This is a genomic window from Schaalia sp. Marseille-Q2122 (assembly GCF_903645355.1).
GTDB lineage: Bacteria > Actinomycetota > Actinomycetes > Actinomycetales > Actinomycetaceae > Pauljensenia.
In genome coordinates this window covers 288050-305394 of record NZ_CAHJXR010000003.1, presented here as the reverse complement: position 1 = coordinate 305394, position 17345 = coordinate 288050, and the positions used below count along the sequence as shown (strand labels likewise).

Genomic DNA, 17345 nt, shown 5'->3' with positions numbered 1-17345 from the left:
GGGGACGGATCGGCGCCATTGGTACGCGGCATGCCACGTACCCGAGGCGCCCAGCCGTACCACAGCCAAACACAAGCCATTAGTCGGCGAGGCGGGGCGCTTGCGGCGCGCTTGGGCATAGGAGCCGAAGCAAAGCGAAGGCGAGTGGGCACGAGCGCCCCACCTCGTCGACCACAGAACCTGCAACAAGGCACCAACACCACAGCTACTAATCAGCACCGCAGACCTGTCGTGCCTGAGGAACTGATGGTCGCCATTGGTGTGGATCAGCGCCATGGGTACGGCCTACCCTGGGGACGGATCAGCGCCGTCGGTACGGATCAGCACCATAGGTACGGATCGGCGCCATTGGTACGCGGCATGCCACGTACCCGAGGCGCCCAGACGTACCGCAGCCAAACACAGCCAAACACAAGCCATTAGTCGGCGAGGCGGGGCGCTTGCGGCGCGCTTGGGCATAGGAGCCAAAGCAAAGCGAAGGCGAGTGGGCACAAGCGCCCCACCTCGTCGACCCAAAACCTGTGAAAGCTCAGTGCTTCATACTCTCCGCATCGGCAATATGCACGGGCATCAGCTCGGCCTGGCTGTTTTGCAGGGAGACAGCTTCTAGCACCGGGCGCAGATCCATCCACCACTGGTTGTAGGGGCGGCGGTTGACCAGGTCAAGGTCCTCGTCCATGCGTTCGACGGGTCGGGCTTCGATCTGGTTGCCAACCATGCCGATGTAGACGGCAGATGCTTTGCCTTGTTCGAATTGTTCTCCAAGGTAGCCCAGTGCCTTGTAGACCAGGCGGGTGGCCAGCAGACGGTCATAAGGTGAGGGCGCTCCACCTTGTTGGAGGTGCCCCAGGGCCTGGTGGCGCACATCGAAGAGGCCATCGCCGACGGCTCCGAAGGCGGTGGCGAGGAACTCACGGTCGTAGTGGGCGGAGACGCCCTCGTTGACCAGGACGAGGAAGAGGCGCCGACCGGCTTCGAAGGCGGCACGCAGGGTACGCGCATCGTCGTCGATCTTCGACAATGAGGCGGGTTCTTCGTTGAGGTAGGCGTATTCTGCGCCGCTGGCCAGGCCGGACATGAGAGTGAGGTAGCCGCAGCGGCGGCCCATCATCTCAGCGACGAAACAGCGTCGGGATGCTGCTGCGGATTCCTTGATGCGATCCAGTGCCCACACGGCATTATTCAACGCGGTGTCGGCGCCGATGGAAAGCTCGGAGCCGGGCAGGTTGTTGTCGATGGAGGCGGGAACGAGCACCATGGGGATGCGGAATGCGGGGTAGCGGTCGCGTTCAGCGGTCAGGGCTCGAACGGAAAGGTAGGCGTTGAGGCCGCCGATGACGAGGAGTGCGTCAATCTCGTTGCGTTCGATGGCGCGGCCGAGGGAGTAGAACTCTTCGATGGTGGGAACGGGGCGGCGGGTGCCGAGTTCGGCACCGCCTTGGAAGGCCCAACCTTCGACGTCGCGCCATTCGAGTTCGCGGACGCGATTGTCGGCCAGGCCTGCCCAGGATCCGTCAACGCCGAGCATGGTCCATCCGCGGGCGATGCCGAGGCGGACGGCGGCGCGGGCGGCGGTGTTCATGCCGGGGGCGAGGCCGCCTGCGTGGAGGATAGCGACGCGGGCGCCTCGTTGGAGGGAGGTGCCGTGGAGGTCGTTCAGTTGTGCGGGCAGGCCATCGGTGCGGGTCTGTTCGCTGGAGGGGGCGGGGGGCTCGGAGAGAATTTGGTTGATGGCGTACATCGTGGTGAAGGAGGAACCGCGTGCTTCTTGGGCTGCGGTGTAGTTTCCGTCGGCGATGTAGCCCTTGACGGCGCGGGTGGCGAGGACGGCTTCCATGAGGGGGATGCGCGTGATGCGGTTGTGTCGCACGCCGAGGATGCAGGGTTGGGCGCTGCGGTCGCCGCCGAGGATTTCTTGGACGGCGGCGTAGCCCAGGAGGGTGGACATCCAGCGGTCGTAGGCCGAGGGCGAGCCGCCTCGTTGGACGTGGCCGAGGATGGTGATGCGGGCGTCTTCGCCAGTGCGGTCTTTGAGGGCGGCGGCAATGCGGGTGGCGCTCATGGCTTCACCGGCTTGGTCGGCGGCGCCTTCGGCAACGAGGATGATGGACTCGCGGCGTCCCGCTTCACGGCCGCGGACGAGCTTGTCGCACATGTCGTCTTCCCAGCCGGGGCCTGCGGGGGCTTCAGGAGTAAAGACGTAGTCGGCGCCGCCAGCGACGGCTGCCATCAGGGGAAGGTATCCGCAGAATCGGCCCATGACTTCGACGATGAAGGTGCGTTGGTGGGAGGCCGCGGTGGAGCTGATTTGGTCCATGGCGTCGACGATGCGGTGGAGGGCGGTGTCGGCGCCGATGGTCATGTCGGTGCCGACCATGTCGTTGTCGATGGATCCGACGAGGGCGACCACTGTCAGCGTGGAGTGTTTTTCAGCGGTTTCTGCGCTGATGACGCCTTCGGCGTGGAGTTCTTGAACGTGTTGGGACCATTCGCCGCGGAATTCGTCGGTGCCGGTGAGGGAGCCGTCGCCGCCGATGACGACGAGGCGGTCGATGCCGCGTTCGAGGAGGTGTTTGGCGGCGAGGTGGCGGCCTTCGTAGTCGCGGAATTCGGGGCAGCGGGCAGTGCCGATGACAGTGCCTCCGGCGGGGAGGATGTTGGAGACGTCTGTCCATCCCATTTCGCGGATGGAGTTTCCGCCTGCGACGGCTCCTGCCCAACCTTCGAGGATGGCGAAGGGGTGTGCGCCGTGTGCGAGTGCGGAACGAACGACTGCGCGAACCGCAGCGTTCATGCCTTGGGCGTCACCGCCGGAAGTGAGGATGCCGATTTTAATATCCGCGTATTGGGAACCCGCCACAGGAGTGTTTCCTTCCAGGAATGGGCGAGGCGGAGCGCCTCACCTCACTACAGGTGTCCAGTTTAGTGTGCTGAGGCGCTGATGGGGAGATGAGTTGTTGCGGGAGTGTAGTGCGCAGGAGGAGGGCGTGAAGCGCGAGTGCGGTGTGCAGGACGAGGGCGTTGCCGCCTTGCGCGGGAAGGCGATACGCGTTCGTTCCTTTGGGCGCGGCGGTGGGGCTTGGGCTCACCCTGTTGCGCTGCCCTCCTCTGCTAAAATACGGGGTTGCACCGAGTCCTACGAGCCGCCGGTTTTTACCGGGTTCACGGTGAATAAGAGAGCCACACCGCCATGACAACCGACACCACCACGCCCGCTCCGCAGATTTCGCAGCGCCTTCATAAGGTCCGCAAGCTTCAAGAGCAGGAGGCTTCAGAGCGCCGTGCGGATACTCAGCGTCGCCTTATTGAGGCGGGCCGTCACATTATTGCCGAGCATGGCGTTGGTGGAACCTCGGTCAATCTCATTACCTCCCGCGCTGGTTTTACTCGTGGCGCGTTCTATTCGAACTTCACCGACATGGACCATTTTGTGCGGATGGTGATCCGCAACGAATGGAAGCGGACGCTGTCGAGGGCTTATGCCGCTTTGCGGGGCGAGGCTCGCGCGGAGCGCGGGGCGGGCCCCTTTGACGAGGCCACCTCCGATCCTCTCCAGAGCATCCCCGACTATGTCAATAGTGCGAAAGTCACTGCGGGCCTTCATGCTGCGACGGAGGGTTTCTTCGCCAGTATTGAAAGCGAGGGTGCGGCAGACGATAAGGCACGGTTTACCGATGTGGCGACGCGCCTCTTGGCAGCTCTTCCCCAGGATCGAGAGACTTTGTTGCTGTGGACGAGCGTGAGTAACTATCTGGTGCGCTGCGCTGATCCTTCTCACCCCACGATCGTTGCTTTCCACGAGTTCCGGCACGGCATTTCTGTCTTCATTGATGAGGCTCTGGAGCGCTTGGGGTTGACCTGTGTGATCAGCACCCATGATCTTTTGGATCTGGTGGTGGCAGTGGGGTTGCGTTCCATTCGTAATGAGCTCATTGCTTTGGACGGGACAAGGTCGGTGTTGACGGGCCGCGATCTGCAGTCCTCCTTAACGGACCGGCTTTTCTCGGTGATTCTTCCTTTGTTGGTGGAGCGCACTGCGGCGTCCTAGCTCCTGCGTTCAACACCTACGGGGCCACCTGCGCCTCAACGAGGAGAAGCCGGCGTTTTTCTTCTGGCGTTTTTCGCCACCCTAGAGAGACGCGCCTTCAGCATGTCTGCCGCCACTCCTGCCAAGACCCCTCGCCAATGGGTGAGCGTACTTCCTCAGCGTTTGAAGGTCTCTCTTTTCTGGGGAGGAGTGCCCTGAAAATTGACGGCTCGAAGCCTTCCCACAGCAAACACTCAGCATGTAGAATTTGAGATACCTCACACTCAACGCGGCGTGTTACGGTTTTCAAATATTGGGGAGGCGTGTTATGAGAAAGTGGCATTGGGGAATAGGGGCATCATCGTGGGCGCGGAAATTGACCGCAGCCCTAGCATCCCTCACGCTCATCGCGGCGGGCACTGCACTATCCGGAGTTGACGCCAGTGCGGCGCAAGTAGAAGACCCGTTGCACACACAGCAACACGATGACGCTGGTGCACCTACGGAAGAAAGCTTGCCAGAAATCAAGGCGGTGACTGAAGCCAGAGCGCTAACTGCGGCTGTAGTGGGCGGTAGCGTTGAAGAAGAAAAAGGGGGCGAGCACACCGAAACGAGCGCAGCCCCCTCACCCGCACCATCGGTGCCCGAGACTCCCAAACTAGAGAGTACAGAAGCCACTCCAACGGCGTCTGAGCCGCCAACGCCTCCTGCGATCGAGTCGCTACCGGAGGTGGCACCACTTCTCAACGTCCCCCAGATGGGAGCCGGGGAGATAGCATCGCACCCCGCCCCTCGGCCCGTGTTACTGGCCCAGAACCAACCGCAATCCACGGGCAGTTTCCAGGTAAAGCTCAGCAGCGTAGGCGCTCCCCTTCCTGAGAACAGGGCGAGCACTGTTTACTGGACATGTGGCGAGGAGTCCGGGGCCGTGAGTGCTGCCACCGACGGCGTTCCTGTTCCTGCGGGGAGGGACTTTGCCGATGGGACAAGCTGCACGCTTTCTGTCTTTAACTTTTGGCCCTTCGGCAAGGATGGCTATGCGGTAGTTGTTCCCAGCAAGACCTTCGTGATTGAGGCGGGGAAGTCGCCGGTTTACGAGATAGTGGCGACCTACCACTCCGAGACAGGTAGCCTCACGATACGCAAGAAGGTGGAAGGTGGACCTACTGAGGCGCGCACCCACCGTTTCGTTTTCAGGGTTGACTGTGGCCAGGGTAAAGAACTGGTCCAGCTGAGTCCCGCGAAGGGCATACACCAGCATCGCCTTTATCCTGTCGGCACTGAATGCACCGTCTACGAAGAAACTCCTAGCGCCCAGTTTGACGGGTATGCGTTGATTCCGCCGCCGCAGCAGAAGGTGACCATTGAACTCAATAAGTCACCTGTCTTGGACTTCGTGAACGACTATTCCAAGCCAGGTGGAACATTCGAGGTGAAGAAGGTCGTACAGGGCGGGCCGGGCAACGTCACCGACAAGGAATACGAGTTCTTCTGGACATGTGGCGAACTCAAGGGCAGGGTGACGGCCAAGGGCGATGGTGTTCCGGTAAGAATCAAGCAACTCTTCCCCGTCGGCACACAGTGTGAGATTGCTGAGAGCGATCACATAAGGCCGATCGGGGGATACACCCTGGAAAAGCCCGCCCCTCAACAGCTTGTCATCGCGGCAGGCAGTTCCCCGGTCCTTGAATTTGTCAACACCTATAAGAGTACCCAGCCAGAAAAACGCACCTTCAAGGTGAAGAAGGTCGTTCAAGGCGGTCCGCCAGAAGCGGTGAATAAGGAATATGAGTTCCAGTGGGTGTGTGGCAACGAGCGCGGAACTGTGATGGCAAAGGGCGATGGCGTGCCCGTCCGTGTCGACAAAGATTTCCCCGCAGGCACAAGATGCCTCATCCAAGAAAATGAACAAAAGGCTGAGATTGACGGCTACGCCCTCGAACCCCCTCGCGGAGCGGGTGTCGAGCTAGAGGATGGGGAAACCCCGGTTGTCGAGTTCGTCAACAAATACGCCGACGAAGCGGGTTCGTTCGAGGTGAAGAAGAGAGTAGAGGGTGGCCCCTCCGACGTCGACACTAAAGAGTTCGTTTTCGTGTGGTTCTGTGTCGACGAGTATGGCTCTGAAAAAGGTGGCGGTAGCCTCACTGCGAAGGGCGATGGTGTTCCCGTCTCGATCGGCAAGCTCCTTCCCGCTGGATGGAGATGCACCGTCGGAGAGGTTTTCGACTCTGCGATCATTCCCGGTGAAGCGCTCATTGTGCCTCCGCCTCAGACAGTAGTCATCAAGAACGGGACAACCCCTGTCCTGGAATTCACCAATACCTACTCGGACAGAAACGGCAGTTTCCAGGTGTCGAAGACCGTGGTTGGTGGCCCAGCAGATGCGGCAACCCAGGAGTATGGCTTCTATTGGAAATGTGGCACTCTCGAAGGCATTCTGGGAGCCAAGGGCGACGGCGTTCCAGTAAGTCCCGAACTCGTTTTCAGTCCCGGCACTGAGTGCCTGGTGATGGAGGATCTATCGGGAGCCGCGATTGACGGGTGGGCACTACAGGCACCCGCGTGGCAGAAGGTTCGAATTAGCGCCGGGAAGAAGCCCGTGTTGCACTTCACCAACACATACACGAAACAGTTCGGCAGCTTTGAGGTGAAGAAAACCGTGTCAGGTGGCCCCGCAGCGGCATCAGACAAGGAATACGACTTCCACTGGAAGTGCGGGGAGCTTGAGGATGAAATGTCCGTGACGGGCGACGGTGTGCCCACTCCAGTAGGGGTGAATATCCCCGCCGGAACTGAATGCACCGTAACGGAGGCGCTTGACTACCAAGACATTGACGGTTTTGTCAGTATTGCGCCACCACCCCAGACGGTGACGATTGAAGCTGGCAAGACGAGTGTGCTGGAGTTCGAAAACACGTTCTCCGACAAGTTTGGTGAGCTCCACATTAAGAAGACCGTGGTCGGTGGACCCCCTACAGCCAAGACCGTCCCCTTCGTCTTCGACGTGAAGTGTGGCAACGCTTCCGCCGTGCTTCTAGCCACTGCCGAGGACACGAAATACAGCCTCGACCCGGTGGTGCCTGCTGGCACGCAGTGCACGGTCACTGAGCGGAAGGGGTACGCCAGTATGCCCGGCTACGTTCTCACTCCGCCGCCTGCCCAGCAGGTGACAATTACGGAGAATGAGACTGTAGAAGTCGAATTCGTCAATACCTACTCCGAGGCCGGCTCCTTCGAGGTGAAAAAGACTGTAGAGGGCGGACCAGCTAGTGCAACGACCAAGAGCTATGAGTTCAACTGGAAGTGCGGTAACCGTGAAGGCACACTGATCGCAAAGGGTGATGGCGTGACCGTTCCCCTTGGTGAATCCCTTCCGACCGGAACGGTCTGCACTATCTCCGAGAACACTGCTCAGGCCAAGATCGACGGATACACGTTGGCTCCTCCTGCCGAGCAAACGGTGACGATCGTGTCCGACGAAGATATTGAGGTGAGCTTCCTCAACGTCTACAAGGCCGAGAAACCTGCGGGGGCGAGCGGCACTGACGGCAAGGTCGTGAAGGGCGGCAAGCTGGCTCACACTGGTAGCGACGCGTTCATGGTGAGCAGTGTTGCAGCTGCACTGCTCGGCGGCGCACTGCTGGTGGGGGTTCTTCGCCGCAAACGACGCTAATCCGTAGCGGTCTGTGACTGCTCAAACTGTCGGTGGGGTTCGGGTTCTTGACCCGAACCCCACCTTGCTTTGACAAGAAGGTGCTGGTGCTAAAAACCTCTGAGTGCCATTCAACGTCGACAAGTGCCTCCTTCGCCGATCACTCACCGGGCGGTGGGCGCATAGCTGCTTCTTCCTCTGTAAGGAGGGTTCGGCGCTCAGCGTCCTCCTCATTGCGGGGCACCCCACGTGTCAGGCTCAACCTGCTACGACTATGCGGGTGCCGCCCTCCTCATGGAGGGAGGCACCCGCATAGTTCAGTCAGGAACGGCCTCCGCCCCGCTCACCAGAGCGGGGCCGGATAGGCCAGCTTCAGGCGGAAGGGCCGTTGACCTTGGCGGAAGCTTCGAGTTCTTCAGCGGAGACGACGCCTTCAACAGCGACCTTGTCGAGGTAGGCCATGCCATCGAAGGACAGCTCGCGAGCATTCTCGGGGTGGGCTTCCACACCGAGGCGACCGTCAGCCATCTTGTCTACGACAAGGGCGATCGCACCGTCGCCGGTGACATTAGTGGCGGTACCTAAAGAGTCAAGGGCGATGTAGGTGGCGATCATGAGGGCCACATTCGCCTCGCTGAAGCCGAGCATAGAGACGAGCAGACCGGTGGCGGCCATAATGGCCCCACCGGGAACGCCGGGGGCTGCGACCATCGTGATACCGAGCATGAAGATGAAGCCAACCCACTGGGTAGCGCTCACCTCAATGCCCTGGGTGTAGACGATGGCGAAGGCGAAAGCGAAGATCTTCGAGGTGGAGCCAGCCAGATGAATGGTGGCGCACAGCGGCACGGTGAAGGAAGCGACGGCCTCGGACACACCGTTCTTGCGCACCTGACGCAGGGTGACAGGGATGGTCGCTGCGGAGGAGGAGGTACCCAGTGCCGTCAGGTAAGCGGGCAGCATGGTGGCCAGTGCCTTGAAGGGGTTGGTGCGGGCGTAGGCGCCAGCGAGGAGGTACTGGGTGAGGAGGATGACGACCTCAAGGGCGATGACGACAAAGACGACGCGCACGAGGGTCTGCATGATCGACCAGGCTTCACCGGTGTAGGTGAGGTTGAGGAAGATACCGAAGATGTGGATCGGCAGCAGCGGGATAATGACGCGTTCAATGAGGGCCTTGATGATGGCGCGGAATTCAACGAAGCCCTTGCGCAGGACACCGCGGGGCACCATGGACAGGCCGATACCGATGACGAAGGAGAGCAGCAATGCGGTCATGACGCCAACGGGGGCTTGCATCTCGATCGTGAAGTAGCTTGACAGCGCGGACCCAGGTTCAGCAACGTCGCTGAGGCTGGAGGGGTCGAGCAGCACAGGGAAGAGGGTGGCGCAGGCCAGGTAGGTGATGAAACCTGCGAAGAGGGTTGAACCATAGGCGATGGCTGCGGTGATTCCCAACCACTTTCCGGCGCCTCGTCCAAGGTCTGCGATAGCGGGGGTAACCAGACCGACAATAATCAGAGGAATCGAGAAGGAGAGGAACTGTCCGAAGACGGCGGAGAAAGTAGCGAAGATTCGGCCGACAGCCTCGGGGACGAGAGGGCTACCACCGATGGTGATGGAGCCCAGGACGAGTGCCAGAATGATCGCGAGAAGCACCCAGACGAGGATGCTGCCTTTTGCGAAGAATGCGCGCATATCAGGATTCCTTGACGAGTCACAGAGGAAATGAACGAATAAGTATCTTCAGCCTTCCCCCCTTGCCCTGCTTTGTCGACGAGGGCCACATGGTGAGACATCCTTTCTCGTCCGATTCGCAAGCGTATTTGCCTCTCACCACGGCAGGCGATGCAATAGGGTGAGATGGATAGACCGATGAGCACCGGAAGAGAACACATGGCTAAGCCCTTCACACTTCACTCCCTGAAAAACTCGACGAAGAACGCCCTCCCCGATTGGATCGGGTGGGCAAGCTTCATCGCGGCAGGGTGGAGCGTTGTCGAACTATTCCTCGCCGCCCTTCCCAATTCTGTCGTTGATGTGGTCGGCGTCGTCTTCGACCTTTTCAATGTCATCCACGGCCCCTCCCTCTTCCTTGCGGCCATCATGTTCATTGTCGGCACAGCGTCCTTCCGTCGGAAGAGATTCATCGTCCCTCTGCTGATCTTCATCCAGGCCATTGTCCTGGTGAGTAATGCGCTCTTCCTGGCCTTCGTCGGGATTGAGGCCATTGAGGGAGTACCGACGAGCTTCATCGTCCAAATATGGGCCAATAGCGTCATCAGCGTCGCCCTCGTGGCGCTGATCGTGTGGGCGCGTGACTCCTTCCCCGCTCCCGTCCACGCGCGGTCAGCGAAGACGGCGTTCATGCGGCTGCTCATTGGATCAGGCATTGTGCTCGTGACGGCCTTCGTCACGACCTGGCTATTCCCCGGCGACCTCAAGGGGGCCGGAGCTAAGGCACTGTGGGCCCTTCAGTCGGCTACCGGCTATTCCTCTCTTATTAGCAGCGCTGGGGTGCCTGCGGGTGGCAATGTTCTTCTCGCGTCTTTCCTCTCCCTGGCGTCCCTCGTGGTCCTCGTTGTCTCCCTCCATGGCTTCTTGCGCGCCCAGGGGGTGCCTGCTCGAAGTGCAGCCGAGGACCAGAGGCTGCACTATCTTCTGGCTCGTTTCCCTGCGGATTCCCTGGACTATTTCGCTACTGGTAATCGTCGTGCTGTCGTTTTCAGTCCTGATTCTCAGGCGGCTGTGTCCTATGCCGTCTCCTCGGGTGTTGCGATGGCTGGCGGTGACCCTATTGGCGACCCTGCCAGCTGGGATAGCGCGATCAGCACGTGGATGAAGGCCATGTACGCGCAGGGTCTCACTCCCGGCGTGATGTCGACCTCTGAGCGTGGTGCGCGCGCCTATAAGAATGCGGGTTTCACCCTGCGCGCAATGGGTGACGAGGCCGTCATCGAGGTCCCTCTCTTTAATCTCAGCGAGGCGGCGATGCGTCCTCTTGCTGCCGCGAAACGACGTGTGGCGCGCGCCGGTGTCGAGATCGCCTGCCGTCCACTGTCGGCGTTGACTGACGAGGAGCTCGCCACCTTGAGTTCCAAGGCCGCCCTCTTCCGTGAGGGTGACGAGCGTGGTTTCTCCATGGCGCTTGATCGCATCATGAATCGTTTGGATGGCGATCAGATGATCGTGACGGCTCATACGCCCGACGGTGAGCTTGACGGAATGCTCACCTTTGTCCCGTGGGGTCGTAAAGGTTTATCCCTCAACCTTATGCGCCGTAATCCTCGGAGTACGAATGGCGTGGTTGAGGCCATGGTCTTGGCCCTCATTGACCACTGCCGTGACGTGGGTGTCGATCGCATTTCGTTGAATTTCGCCATGTTCCGTAATGCTTTCATTGAAGGTGACGCGGTGGATGCCACCTGGGGGCAGCGCCTGTTGCGTCGCATGATGATGTTGGCGTCACGCGTATGGCAGTTGGAGTCCCTCTACGAGGCCAACGCCCGCTACAACCCGACGTGGACCACCCGCTATCTGGGCTTTGTGTCTCCAGCGCAGTTGACAGCCACGCTCATTGCGGCCGCTCGTTTGGAAGGCTTCTTGCCCGCCTGGGGTGAGCCTACGCCGGAACTGCCCGCGTGGCTGGGCAATAGCGAGCATGTAGCGACGGTGGCAGGCTTCTATGCTGATGCGGCCCGCGTGGCTCTTCCTCCGCAGCGTTTGAATGACCAGCAGCGTACCCGCCACCTCAAGGCGCAGCGTCTGATGGAGGCGGGGATGGACCCCTATCCTCCAGGTGATCCCAGTGTCGCAACCACGCCGCTGAGCACGATCCTGACCAATGTGGAGGGCTTGATGGGCGCCAATCTCGTCTGTCACGCGCGCGTGGAGGCGCGCCGTCACCATGGGCGTTTGCGCTTCCTCGATGTTTTCGAAGGTAATACCTCCCTGCAGGTGCACTGCGCGGCAGATTCGACCGAGCACTACGATCTGCTGGGGTTGGTTGATGTAGGTGACGCCATTGAGGTGCGCGGCCACCTGGGCCGTTCTGATACCGGTGAGCTCACCCTCTTTGCTTCCTCGTGGCGGATGCTTGCCAAGACCCTCCGTCCAGTGAACCCGCCGCGCCAGAACGTGGATCGCACGACCCTGGCCCGCCACCGCAGCGCCGAACTCATTCACCAGCCGCGCTCTCTGGAACTATTGCAGATGCGTTCGCGCGCCACTGCGGCGATTCGCGAGTGTCTGAATGGGCGGGGCTACCTGGAGGTCGAAACCCCTATCCTGCATGCGGTCAAGGGAGGCGCCAATGCCCGCCCCTTCGTCACGCACCTCAATGCCTACAACTGTCAGGTGACCTTGCGTATTGCCCCTGAGCTCTATCTCAAGCGCCTGATGGTGGGCGGGATGACGGCCGTGTACGAGATTGGCCGCTCGTTCCGTAACGAGGGCGTGGACCGTACCCACAACCCCGAATTCACCTCCCTTGAGGCCTACGAGGCCGGCGCCGACTATGTCGTTATGCGGGAGATGACCGAAGAGCTGATCCGTAGCGCAGCCCGGCGGATTCATGGGAGGGAGGTCGTGTGGCAGCCTCGTGAGATAGTGGAGCGCTGTGCGGCAAATCCGCTGCCGGGCACGCCTGAGTTGAAGGTAACGACGTCCCTCCCCCTTGAGGTCCCCCGAGTGGCAGATGCTCCCATCATGCCCGCCGCGCAGTGGGCCAAGCACCGGGATGTGTTCACTGCGAGCGCTGACCTGGTGGAGGTGGACCTGTCCGAGCCGTGGCCGGTGGTGAGCGTGTGTGAAGGTATTTCACGCGTGACGGGGCGAATGGTGAGTATGGATTCCTCGCCGGAGGCCCTCCAGGCCCTGTGCCGCGCTGAAGGTATTGAGGTAGCTGCTGACGCAAGTGTGGCGTCAATGATCAATGAGCTTTACGAGGAACTGGTCGAGCCGCGTACGGGCTACCCCACCTTCTACACGGATTTCCCTGCCGAGGGATGCCCTCTGACACGTATTCACCGCGAGGATCCGCGCCTCGCTGAGCGCTGGGATCTGGTCGCTTTCGGCATGGAGATAGGCACTGCCTACACCGAATTGACCGATCCACGTGATCAGCGTGAACGTTTCATTGCTCAGTCTCTTGCTGCCGCTGCAGGCGACCCTGAAGCCATGAGCGTTGATGAGGAATTTTTGGACAGCCTGGAGTTGGGCATGGTTCCGACGGGCGGTATGGGTATGGGCGTTGATCGTATGGTCATGCTCCTGTGCGGCACTGATATTCGTGATGTTATCGCCTTCCCCTTTGTGAGGCCCCTCAATGGCAACTGATCCTCTTCCCTCTTCCTGCCGCCGCTCGGTTGGGCTCGCATGCCTGTTGCTTGTCCTGGGCGCCCTGGCCTATAACAACTGGGCATTGAGCTCCACCCTCAACCCGGATTTGCCTGCTGCCGCAGCCTTCGTGTCGGAGTACTCGGTGCCTTCACAGCCGAACTCGCTGATTTTCCGGGCAATGGATGCAGTCTCGGGCGCTCTGGTACTGATCGCAGCGATCATGGTGGGGATCCACCGTCATCTGTTGCGCGTTTCGGGCTGCGTGACGCGCTATATGGCTCCCCCGGAGGGGTGGAGCATCCTGGCGTGGTTGGGGACCGTGCTCTTTGCCCTCTCCACCATGGCCGATGCTGCCTTCCCTATGACTTGCGCACTGTCGATCTTGCCCCCCGCCGAGGCGACGGCACCTCCCTGCGTGGGCCCCTTGGCCTCGGCTCATGATGTCACCTCTACCTTGGCCGGGACAGGGGCGATTATTGCGTTGGTGGCAACGACAGTGGCTCTTGTCCGCTATTACGGCAGGTCATGGCATCGCAGGCCCATGATGTGGGTCTTGATTGTCTGTGCTGGGGCCCATGTGAGCGGCGCGGTCTACACCTTTGTGGGAGCTCTCGTACCGGGCTTAGCTGTCATGGGTTACGTGCAGCGTCTCTCTATTGCGGCATTGTCCCTGTGGACGATACTCCTTGTGCTTTCTCCGACGGGCAGGGGGTTTCTGCAGGGACGCCATCGTGTGGATTCCCAGTCTTTGTCTCATGTTCTCAAGCGTGCAGCTTCCCCGCTCTCTGCAAGTCCAGAACCTTCGCGCGTGTAGACGACACTTCCTCGCAGGACGCTCATCTGCCTGCAATGCCCAGTGAAGGAGAATGCGTTGATGGATTCCCTGTCTGTTCTTGGACGCTGGGCTGCGCTTCGGCGCCGTGAGGAGAGCGCCTCGCGCAGGTATACGCTGCTCGATACTGGCTTCCCTGACCGCTCTCGTGCTGGCCTCAATGATGTGCCCGGCGAGCTTGGGGACAGCAACTCCAGCGCCGTCCTCATTCTCTCGGGAGTGGCGGTGCCGTGGGTGGATTGGGCCGATGTCCTCTCCCTGCTCAGCTCACGCGAGCGCGTCGTCCTCGTCGAAAGAGACGGAATGGAGGGCCTTGCCGCACCCCTCCCGCCCAGCCCTGCGGGGGCTGCCTCTTCCCCCTCCCTCGTTGACGAGGCGCACGCCGTGGCTGCTCTGCTCGATACGTTGAAGATTGCGCGCGTTCGGATTCTTGCCCACTCGATGGGGGCTTTTATTGGGGAGGCTTTCGCCCGCCTTTATCCGGAGCGCTGCGAACACCTTGTGTTTGTTGACGGCTCTTGCACAAACCCTCCCACCTACGCTTCGAGAGATACGGAGAGCGTTCCTGAATTGCGGTGTGCTGGGTTGACCGAGAGGCTTCTCCTGAGGGCCGCGCGTTGTGCGTGGGTGCGTGCCCTGTACGCCCGGGTGTTGTGGTGGCCGCGCCGCCGTGGGCTTCGCACGATCGCCCGCGAGGAGGAACGCGTCTACGCCCAGTCATTCTTCGCTGATGAGCGCTTTATTCACACCATGTGGCAAGAGATGCGGGTCTATGACCTGTGGGCCCAGGAGTTGAATGCACTGACGCGTAGGCTGCCCCTGCGTTGCGAGCTTCGGGTAGCGGTGGCGACTCGTCACCGGGTGTTGCAGGACCCGTGGGTTGTCAGGCAGCGCGCACGTTTTGAGGCCCTTGATGCTGAGATTGAGGGCGTCGGCATGTCGGGGGCTGCGGGAAGGAGCGGGGCAGGGGTTCAGAACTCCTACGAGGTCGTTTCCGCATCACACCTCCTCATGCGTGATAACCCTGAGCTGGTTGCGTCCCTCGCGGCCAGACGCCACGAGTCTCCTTAGGTCGCCGCATGGTCTTCTCCTTGCGGGGCGCCTCAGCATCAGCGGGTAGGGTCAAGACAGTGGGTCGTCCACGCGACGTCGCAGTACGAGGACTGTCACCCCGGCGCCGACACAGAGGGCGACCACGGCCGCAGCCTTCGCCGAATGGGCGCCGGTCTGGGCAAGAAGATCAATGCTGCGGGTCTCGCTGGGGCGGCGTTTCACGGCGCTCACCGGGCTCTTCTTCAGGTCAGGGAAGGCGGCCACCGTCACCGGCATTTTCAAGGTCTTACCCGTCGTACCGATCGCCAAGACCGTGTGTTCACCGGGAGTGAAGTCTTGGGGAATGGTCCAGGTGACCTTCGCGATGCCCATGGAGTCGGCGCGCACCAATCCCATGGTCTTGGAGCCGACATTCATGACGAAGGTGACATACTCGTTGGAGGCGTAGCCTGAGGCAACAACCGTCATGGTAGCTCCCGGCGAGAGCGTCAGATCCGTGGTCAGGCCGATCTTTTCAATACCTGCGCCCAATTCCGCAGGGTTGATCTTGCCTTCAACGACGGCGCTCTCTAGGGGCGAGGTGCCAGCTGCGGTTTCGGAGGGCTTCAGTGCTTTTTCTGCCGCAGGATCCACTTCAGAAGGAGAGGGGACCATGCCTTCTGGAGTGTTCTCACCAATGCTGAGGGCGTCTTGCAGGGAGGACCCAGCGAGGGGCTCTTGGCTTCCACTGTCAGTGGGGCTCAGCTCTGTTCCTTCAGTGGGCGTGGTGAGGGGAGGCTGAGCGGGGGGCGCTGTCTCGTTGGATGAACCTTCCTCAGGCGACTGGCCTGTTTCTGGTGACGGCACCGTGTCTTCCGGTCGCTCAGGTTGCGGCGAATCGTGGGGCGAAGCGGGGGTTTTTCCGCCTGTCCCCGGCCCTGTCGTGGGAGGCTGAGGGTGAGTGGGTGGCGCCGGATTGGCGGGGGGAAGCGGATTGGCGGGAGGTTCGGTCTCGTTCGCACGGAAGGGGAAGCCTCGTTCTGCGGCGTAGCGTTCCACCACAGAGCCCTTCTTGCCAACGAGGGTCACCTTCGCAGCTTCGATCGAGGCAAATGCGTCGGGCGCCAGCGATTCAAGGCTGTCGGGGAAGACGACCTGACGCAGTGCAGGCAGCATGGTGAAGGCCCGTGAGGGGATAGTTCTCACCCCAGGCTCAAACACAATGGTGTCGAGGCTATTCTTCTGAGAGAACGCCCCTTCCTTCACCGTGGTCTTTCCGTGAACAACGAGGCGCTTCATCCCACCGGGGATTGCCCGAAGGGATGAGAAATCCTTCGAATACAGCGCACCCTCGTGGGCAGCGTAGGTGGTGTTATCTGCGTGAACGTTGAGAGTGCCTAATGCAGGAGCTGCAAAAGCGTTGTCCTCGTCCAGGGAGCGCGTTGCTGCGGGCAGGGTGAAGGACACTGCTGGTGCGGCCATCGGGTAGGCAAGGAGTTCGGCCTTATCAGCGGTGAAGAGCGCGCAGCCTTCAACGGCAAAGGAGGCGTGACCTTCAGCGACCTCAAAACATGTGAGGGAACCGGTGCCCGCCCGGGTATCGACCCTCGTGACGGAGGTCGGCAGGTACAGGGTGTTCAGACCTGGGGTGGAAAACACTTCCTCAGAGACGCCCACGACCGGCATGGCCTTAACGCTGCTGGGAACCTTCAGCGCTTGAGAGTGCTCAGCACCCTTGACGCCCTTGAGGGAGACTCCTCGCTTGTATTCGTACTCGTAGGCGCCATCGCTCATACTCACGCCGTGGATGTGGACGGTGGCATGGTCGACAGAGAAGTCACGCAGGGACTTGCGGAAGGAATCCTTCCCTCCTGAGGCATCAGAGTAGAAATATTCACCATTGAGGAGAAGGACATTCCACTGGTGGACTCCCTGCGTGGATACGCCACTGACCACGGTATTGGGAATGGACACCGCGTCAAGCATGGCCTTGTAGAGGTTGGCGAAGCCGACACCTCCGGCAACGCGCTCTTTCAGGACCTGCGTCGGACGCTGGTCATGCTTGTCCCCGGCAGCAGAGAAACGAATATTGGTGCTCATCCACGCGTGAATCCTCTGGGCCTGAGTGGCTGGATCGGTGGCGCCCGCAAGGACCTCGCGGAGGGTAAAGGCAGTGACTTCCTTGCGTTCCTCGTCGGTGTACGCGCCCAGAAGAACCCCCCGTTCACTCAGGGCTGTGGGTGCAAGGAGCTGGAGGAATCGCAGTGCCTCCTCATTGGCGACAGCATCAGAGTGTATCGTCCCACCTGCGGGTCCCTCATGCGCAATTGCGAAGGGAGGGGTGAGGAGGGCGGCACTAAAAGCCAGGGCGAACGTTGCGGCCCCAATGAGAAGTCTCTTCATTGCTCACAATCCTGCGCAGGAGATGCACTTGTCAGGGGAATTTCCTCTTCGACACTACC

8 protein-coding genes are annotated in these 17345 nt (G+C 60.9%); 5 read left to right on the top strand and 3 right to left on the bottom strand.

Annotated elements, in window-relative coordinates:
• Positions 1–529: 529 nt before the first annotated feature.
• Positions 530–2860, bottom strand: coding sequence for a 6-phosphofructokinase (locus HWX48_RS03795; RefSeq protein ID WP_303048060.1), 2331 nt, complete (start codon positions 2858–2860; stop codon positions 530–532).
• A gap of 330 nt (positions 2861–3190) precedes the next feature.
• Between HWX48_RS03795 and HWX48_RS03790 the strand changes: the two genes are divergently transcribed.
• Both HWX48_RS03790 and HWX48_RS03785 read left to right on the top strand, forming a co-directional pair.
• Complete coding sequence (locus tag HWX48_RS03790; protein WP_175954777.1) at positions 3191–4048, top strand: TetR/AcrR family transcriptional regulator; 858 nt, start codon at positions 3191–3193, stop codon at positions 4046–4048.
• Positions 4049–4955: 907 nt separating this feature from the next.
• Positions 4956–7700 carry a DUF5979 domain-containing protein gene (locus HWX48_RS03785; protein ID WP_175954774.1) on the top strand — a complete coding sequence of 915 codons (2745 nt, stop codon included), beginning with the start codon at positions 4956–4958 and terminating at the stop codon, positions 7698–7700.
• Positions 7701–8051: 351 nt separating this feature from the next.
• On the opposite strand, the gene HWX48_RS03780 is transcribed toward HWX48_RS03785, so the two are convergent.
• Positions 8052–9377: a dicarboxylate/amino acid:cation symporter gene (locus tag HWX48_RS03780; RefSeq protein ID WP_175954772.1), complete on the bottom strand. Its 1326-nt coding sequence runs from the start codon at positions 9375–9377 to the stop codon at positions 8052–8054.
• Between the two features lie 198 nt (positions 9378–9575).
• On the opposite strand from HWX48_RS03780, the gene lysX reads away from it, so the two are divergent.
• Genes lysX through HWX48_RS03765 form a run of 3 tightly spaced genes read left to right on the top strand, consistent with a single transcriptional unit; the run spans position 9576 to position 14922 of the window.
• Positions 9576–13016 (top strand): bifunctional lysylphosphatidylglycerol synthetase/lysine--tRNA ligase LysX, encoded by a 3441-nt coding sequence (lysX, locus tag HWX48_RS03775; protein ID WP_175954770.1) that lies wholly within the window; start codon positions 9576–9578, stop codon positions 13014–13016.
• On the top strand, positions 13006–13833 hold the full coding sequence (locus tag HWX48_RS03770; RefSeq protein ID WP_175954768.1) for a DUF998 domain-containing protein: 828 nt from the start codon (positions 13006–13008) through the stop codon (positions 13831–13833). The genes lysX and HWX48_RS03770 overlap by 11 nt, the downstream gene beginning before the upstream one ends.
• Before the next feature lie 60 nt (positions 13834–13893).
• Positions 13894–14922 carry an alpha/beta fold hydrolase gene (locus HWX48_RS03765; protein WP_175954766.1) on the top strand — a complete coding sequence of 343 codons (1029 nt, stop codon included), beginning with the start codon at positions 13894–13896 and terminating at the stop codon, positions 14920–14922.
• 51 nt (positions 14923–14973) lie between these two features.
• Here the strand turns inward: HWX48_RS03765 and HWX48_RS03760 are convergent, their stop codons facing one another.
• Positions 14974–17286, bottom strand: a complete 2313-nt coding sequence (locus tag HWX48_RS03760; protein WP_175954764.1) for a transglutaminase domain-containing protein — start codon at positions 17284–17286, stop codon at positions 14974–14976.
• Between the last annotated feature and the right edge of the window lie 59 nt (positions 17287–17345).